Consider the following 6,020-nt stretch of genomic DNA (forward strand, 5'->3'; position numbering starts at 1 on the left):
CTCGCTATAATCTCCCATGACTCGCCCTCCTTGCGTGAGGCTCTGCCCGGCCTATCCGGGTAACCCTCGCATGCGCATCGAGGGTGAGTCGCCTCCGTTCCGCAAAGGGACATACGGTCTGAGGAGCGCGCATCGCGCGCGTCTCGAAGGATGAATGGCACCAGCGGGGCCGCATGGTTCGAGACGCCTGCTTGCGCAGGCTCCTCACCATGAGGGTCTAGCATTAGCCGTTGGATCTATCAGCGCGTGGCATTGGACGGCGGCACGGCTGCCGAGCGGCCGACATTGGCCGGCGGACGCGGCACGCCGTTATTGACCGGCGGGCGCGGCCCGCCTGGCGGCGGCGCGACCTGGCGCGGCGCAGGCGCGCTATTGCCGAAGCCGAACAGGTCACGCAGCGACGGCGTCGGGTTTTGCGCCGGCCGCGGCGGCGGCCGCTGTTGCTGGATCTGTCCCGGCTGCACCGATCCCGGATGCCCGGCCGGCGGCTGGCCAAATCCGGGCTGGGCGGGCTGATGCTGCGGCGGCCGCTGTTGCTGCTGCTGCACTGGCGGCGGCCGCGGTCCGGGCTGCACCACCGTGCCGTCAGGCGCGACGCTCGCCACCGGCGAATCGCCCTTGGCCTGCTCGCGGCCGACCTCGCGGCGCGGCCAGGCGAAATCGTCGGCGCGCCCGGCCGGCGGCGCCAGCGCCTCGCCCTTGACCAGCGTGCGCGCGGCGAGATTGTCGACCGGCGCGGGCCGCGAGCCGGGGCCGCCGAGCAATTGATCGTTGTTGATCGAGGCCGCCACCAGCGGAACGATCGGCCCCGCCATCGGGCGCGGCGCCGGCTGGCCGGGCACCGCATTGATGTCGGGCGTCGCCGGCTCACTCGGCAGCGCGATCGGGCCGGAGCGGCCCGCGAGCAGGCGGGTGATCTCGCGGTCGACATAATGCGCCAGCTTGCGCGCGCCGGGCTTGGTGAAATACACGCCGTCATAGGAGCGCAACTGGCGGATCTGGCCTTCGAAGTCCGGGCCCTTCTGCAGGAAGCGACCGGCCTCGTCGACGAAGCCGTCCCAGACGTCGACATAAGTGATACCGGCCTTGCCAGCGCCGTCGCGATAGAGCGAATCCAGGAACAGCATGTCGGCGGTGCCCTTCGGACCGCGCATCGCGGGCAGTCCAACCCACAGCACCGGCACGCCCTTGGTCTTCAGCACCGCGATCAGCTCCTCGATCTTCTTGGCATAGAGCTCGATCCAGCGCTCGTCGCGGAATTCGTAGAGACCGCTGCCCGAGCGCACGGTCTTCTCCGGTGCGACGATCGGGGGCGTATCGGCATTGTCGGCGTTGTCGGCCTCGTCGTCGGCCGGCTTGTCGTCGGGCTTGGCCGCGGCGTCCGGTTTGGCCGTATCGGGCTTGGCGGCCGCGTCGGGCTTGGCGGCCTGCTTGGCATCTTTCGCCCGCGCATCCTTCTTGTTCCTGTCGGCCGGCTTGTCGGCTTTCTCCGTCGCCGTCTCGCGCATGGCGACGCGGTCGTTGATGCCGAGCATGACGACGATGGCGTCGGGCTTTTCGGTGGCGAGGACCTGCTTGGCGGCCGCGGCCCAGTCCGACGGCTCGCCGCGCGGCTGATACCTGATCAGGCCCGAAGTCGCGCGGTTCTTGCGGATCACGGCCATCTCGGGGCGCTCGTGGTAGGCGTCCTCCAGGCCGTAGGCGAGCCAGTCGGCCATGCCGTCGCCGAGTACCAGCACGTGCCGTTCCGGCACGAAATTCGGATCGCGCTTGTCGGGCGGCGGGGCCCTGGAGAAATCCTGCACGCGCTTGGGCTGCTGCTGCTGGAACGGCGAGAAGAAATCGCCGCCGAACCAACCGCCGCCACCGCCTCCGGGGCGCGGCGGGGCCGGGCGCGACCAGCCGCCGAAATTGAAGAACTGCGCCGAGGCAGGTCCTGCGATGCCGACCAGGAGCGCAATGGCGACCGCGAGCACGGTCAGCGGACCGCCCTCGGTCAACACGCGATAAAATGGCTTTGGCTTTCGCATCCGGCTCGGTCGCAAGGGATTCTGGCGCAATGGCTATACTATCGGAAAGAGGCCGCAAGCGGGCGGATTTTCCCCCATAAACGGGGCAGGGGCTCCACCCGTCAAGGGTAGGGCTAAATCATTGTTTTTGAAGGTTACTTCGTAGCGTTTTCGAGCGAGGCGGGACCGGCTGGCGGCAAGAGACGCGTCAAACGGGCATCTGCCCTCGATTCGGACGGAATCACCGCGCCCGCAGCCGGTCGAGCACGTCCGAGGTGGCGAATCCGTCGGCTGGCAGCCCCGCCGAGACCTGGAAGGCGCGCAGCGCCTCCCTGGTCTGGCCGCCGAACTGGCCGTCCGGCGTCCCCTTGTACAGGCCGCGCTGGGCGAGGAGCTGCTGCAGCTCCAGCCGCTCGCTGCGCGACAGCACCCGCTCCTGCCGCGGCCAGGGCTGCACGAAGGCCGGCCCGCCGCGCAGGCGGTCGGCGAAATGGCCGATCGCCAGCGCATAGGCCTCGGCCGGGTTGTATTTCATGATCACGCGGAAGTTCTGCAGCATCAGAAAGCCCGGCCCCTGGCTGCCTGCCGGTGCCAGCAGATAGGCTCTCTCGTTGGGATTGGGATAGGATTTGCCGTTGGCGCGCCGTACCCCCTGCTGGTCCCATTGCGCCAGCGTCATCGCTTTGCTGCGATCCGCCAGCATGAAATTGAAGCCCCCGGGGATGACCACCTCGTAGCCCCAGGTCGCCCCGCTCTGCCAGCCGTCCTTCTTCAAATTGTTCGCGGTCGAGGCGATCAGATCATAGGCGTTGTCGACGACGTCGCGGCGGCCGTCGCCGTCGGCATCGACGGCATAGCGCTTGAACGCGGTCGGCATGAACTGCGTCGGCCCGAACGCGCCGGCCCAGGAGCCGCGCAGCTGCTCGGGCATGAGATCGCCGCGATGCAGGATTTCCAGCGCCACCAGGAATTCGTCCTTGAAGTATTTCTGCCGCCGCCCGATACAGGCCAGCGTCGCCGTCGAATTCAGCACGCTGCGGTCGCCGATCATGGTCGAGTAATTGGACTCGATGCCCCAGATCGAGGCGACGATGTAGCGGTCGACGCCATAGGCCTTCTCTACCGCATCGAACTCCGCCTTGTGTTTGGCGAGGATCTCGCGGCCCTTGGCCATGCGGTTGTCGTTGACCAGGATGTCGAGATATTCCCAGATCGCCTTGGTGAATTCCGGCTGCGAATCCATCAGGTCCATGATGCGCAAGTCCGGCGCCAGTCCGGCGGTGAAGCGCTGAAAGCTCTGTTGCGAAACGCCGCGCCGCGCCGCATCCGGCCACATGCCGGCGACGCAATTGCCGAAATTCGCCGCCGCCTCGCGGATCGCGCCTGCGGTCATCAGCGGGTGGCCGGAGGCGCCGTCCTCGCCGCTCCAGGGCAGCGGCCCCGTCGCCCCGGTGGAGGGCGATCCGCCCTGCGGCGGCTGCGCGCCATTGCCGGGTTTCGGCGCGAAAAGGTTGTTGAGGAAGTTGGAGACGCCGTCGCTCGGGGATTGGGCAGGCGCCGAAACCGGCGCCAGCAGCGCTGCAGCAAGCGCCAGCGCACTCATTCGCGCCATCGTCGAAGGCAAAGTCCGCCGCTTCATCATGACCCGTCCGCTCGAATATCCCGGCTTCACAAGGACCCGTCCCGGTTTCCAATAGTTTAACAAAGGCCGAATCGCGGCGGCGGCTTTTTCGCCGCACCACACATCCGCCTTTGTTCCCGGCTGCAAACCGGCTACCACCATGCGGTCGAACGCATAACCCGCCCCCTCGAGGCCCTGTCAAATCCCCATGAAAATCCGCAAAGCCGTCTTCCCCGTCGCCGGCCTCGGTACCCGCGTCCTGCCCGCCACCAAGGCGATGCCGAAGGAAATGCTGACCATCGTCGACAAGCCGCTCATTCAATACGTCGTCGATGAGGCCAGGGAAGCCGGCATCGAGCATTTCGTGTTCGTCACCGGCCGCAACAAGGGCGTCATCGAGGATCATTTCGACCGCATGTTCGAGCTCGATACTACCCTCGAGGCGCGCGGCAAGAAGGCCGAGCAGGAGATTCTCGCCGCGAACCAGCCCGAGGCCGGCGCCATGAGCTTTACGCGCCAGCAGGCGCCGCTGGGTCTCGGCCACGCGGTGTGGTGCGCGCGCGACATCGTCGGCGACGAGCCGTTTGCGGTGGTGCTGCCGGACGAGCTCGTGCTCAACACGCCGGGCTGCCTCAAGCAGATGATCGAGGCTGCAAGCGCGATGGAGGCCAAGGCCAATCTGATCGCGGTCGAGGCGGTGCCGGACCACCTCACCCATCAATACGGCATCTGCGGCATCGGCAAGCGCAACGGCAAGATATTCGAGGTCGACGGCATGGTCGAGAAGCCGCCGAAGGGCACCGCGCCGTCCAATCTCTCGATCACCGGCCGCTACATCCTGCAGCCGGAGATCTTCAAGATCCTGGAAACGCAGGAGCGCGGCGCCGGCGGCGAGATACAGCTCACCGACGCCATGATCGGGCTGTCCAAATCGCAGAAGTTCTACGGCGTCGAGTTCGAGGGCGAACGCCACGACTGCGGCTCCAAGCCCGGCTTCCTGCGCGCCAACATCGCCTTCGGCATGGCCCGCCCGGAGCTGCGCGACGGCCTGCGCGCGGAGATGAAGAAGTATCTGGCATAGGCAGCGCCTGGCGCTGCCTATGCCATTCCGGGTTCGGCCGCGATGCGACCGCCCCCGGTGCAGCGGCCCAAAGCATGATCCCGAAGATCATGCTCGGGGGAAGAGCGGGATTTGAGATGAACGACTACGACGCGTTGCGGGACTACCTGAAGAAACAGACGCTTGCCGAATTCGTGCTGACCTTCGAGCAGATCGAGGAAATCATCGACGCCGCCCTGCCGCGCGCGGCGCACCGCGCCTCCTGGTGGGACAGCCTGCGCAGCCCGCAGGAAAAGATGCCGCAGCGCGAGGCCTGCCTCGAAGGCGGCTACATCGCAACGCGGCAGGCGGACGGCAGAAGCGTGAAGTTCAAGCGGATGAAGCGAGGGCGGTGAGGGACTTCCCCACGCGAGCCATCAGCCGCCGAACTCAGATCTCGCAGTCGGTTGAGTTCAGCGCCTTGAGCAGACCGCCAAACGCCTTTAGCCGACAGGGCTCGGTGTCGCCAGCCGCCCCTGAACGCCGGGAAATGGCGGTTCGCTTGATATCGGCTGCCTTGATATCGGCGGCCTTCGGCTTCACGGCGGCTGCCTTACGCTTCAACTTGGGACGTGCACGGGTGACGGTCTTCGATCCGGGGTCGTGTCGGTGTCGCTTGATCAGCCGCGGTGGCTCCGAAGAACCGATACCGATGTCTTCCGGCTGAGAAGCGCGCTCGTCCTCCAAAGCAGGCTGTACTGGCGCCTCGTTGTTTGCAGCGGCAATTTCAAGGCGATCGGCCTTCGCCAACGCGCCATGGGAATCGAAAATGGCTGCGGTGGTCTCGGCAGCGGGTTGGACTTCGGCTCCTTCGCTGCGCGGAGTTCGCAGTTCCATTGCCGACAGCACGCCCACACCCAGTGGGATGAGGAGACCCAACAACACCATTCTCAGCATGATGCTTCTCCACCTGCATGGCGCCGGTGAAATTCTCCGGTTCAATGCGGCGGCTTGGCGGCGGATGGCCTGACGACGCGCCCTGCGTAGAGAGTGTTTGCCGACAGGGTTAATGCCGGCGATGCGCCCGGGGCGGGGCGATGGTTGGGCCGCCGTCACGACGGATCGGTATCTGGCTCCTGCTTCGGGCGGTGCCGGCGCCGGGGTTGCAAATCCGGCACGCGCTAACTGCTTCGGTTTGGCAGAATCATGTCAAGCCCCTAAATCAAAAATATTTCTCTTTACCGGAATTCCGATTTACGTTATACGTCCGCCCAGCCCGTGCCACCGTGAGGGACGTTTCGCGATCGTCACGAAACGTGGTGCGGGTTGCGATGGGCCGCTTGCTGCGTCA

Annotated in this window: 5 protein-coding genes; 2 read left to right on the forward strand and 3 right to left on the reverse strand. The window is 66.4% G+C overall.

Going from position 1 to position 6,020, the window contains the following annotated elements:
* Nucleotides 1-239 precede the first annotated feature (239 nt).
* On the reverse strand, nucleotides 240-2,030 hold the full coding sequence (locus ACT4OC_RS24965) for a DUF459 domain-containing protein (RefSeq protein WP_444841714.1): 1,791 nt from the start codon (nucleotides 2,028-2,030) through the stop codon (nucleotides 240-242).
* A gap of 220 nt (nucleotides 2,031-2,250) precedes the next feature.
* Nucleotides 2,251-3,612, reverse strand: coding sequence for a lytic murein transglycosylase (locus tag ACT4OC_RS24970; RefSeq protein WP_444841715.1), 1,362 nt, complete (start codon nucleotides 3,610-3,612; stop codon nucleotides 2,251-2,253).
* 226 nt (nucleotides 3,613-3,838) lie between these two features.
* Here ACT4OC_RS24970 and galU point away from each other — a divergent pair, with 226 nt between their 5' ends.
* Both galU and ACT4OC_RS24980 read left to right on the forward strand, forming a co-directional pair.
* Entirely contained in the window at nucleotides 3,839-4,711 is an 873-nt protein-coding gene (gene galU, locus ACT4OC_RS24975) for a UTP--glucose-1-phosphate uridylyltransferase GalU (protein ID WP_444841716.1), read from the forward strand.
* A gap of 116 nt (nucleotides 4,712-4,827) precedes the next feature.
* Nucleotides 4,828-5,085: a DUF7662 domain-containing protein gene (locus tag ACT4OC_RS24980; RefSeq protein ID WP_444841717.1), complete on the forward strand. Its 258-nt coding sequence runs from the start codon at nucleotides 4,828-4,830 to the stop codon at nucleotides 5,083-5,085.
* 34 nt (nucleotides 5,086-5,119) lie between these two features.
* Here the strand turns inward: ACT4OC_RS24980 and ACT4OC_RS24985 are convergent, their stop codons facing one another.
* Entirely contained in the window at nucleotides 5,120-5,626 is a 507-nt protein-coding gene (locus tag ACT4OC_RS24985; RefSeq protein ID WP_444841718.1) for a hypothetical protein, read from the reverse strand.
* Nucleotides 5,627-6,020 lie beyond the last annotated feature (394 nt).

This window comes from Bradyrhizobium sp. (genome assembly GCF_052389815.1).
Lineage (GTDB): Bacteria > Pseudomonadota > Alphaproteobacteria > Rhizobiales > Xanthobacteraceae > Bradyrhizobium.

Coding starts and splice junctions, on each gene's coding strand:
- ACT4OC_RS24965 (WP_444841714.1), bottom strand. CDS start 2,030: ATGCGAAAGCCAAAGCCATTTTATCGCGTGTTGACCGAGGGCGGTCCG.
- ACT4OC_RS24980 (WP_444841717.1), top strand. CDS start 4,828: ATGAACGACTACGACGCGTTGCGGGACTACCTGAAGAAACAGACGCTT.
- galU (WP_444841716.1), top strand. CDS start 3,839: ATGAAAATCCGCAAAGCCGTCTTCCCCGTCGCCGGCCTCGGTACCCGC.
- ACT4OC_RS24985 (WP_444841718.1), bottom strand. CDS start 5,626: ATGCTGAGAATGGTGTTGTTGGGTCTCCTCATCCCACTGGGTGTGGGC.
- ACT4OC_RS24970 (WP_444841715.1), bottom strand. CDS start 3,612: ATGAGTGCGCTGGCGCTTGCTGCAGCGCTGCTGGCGCCGGTTTCGGCG.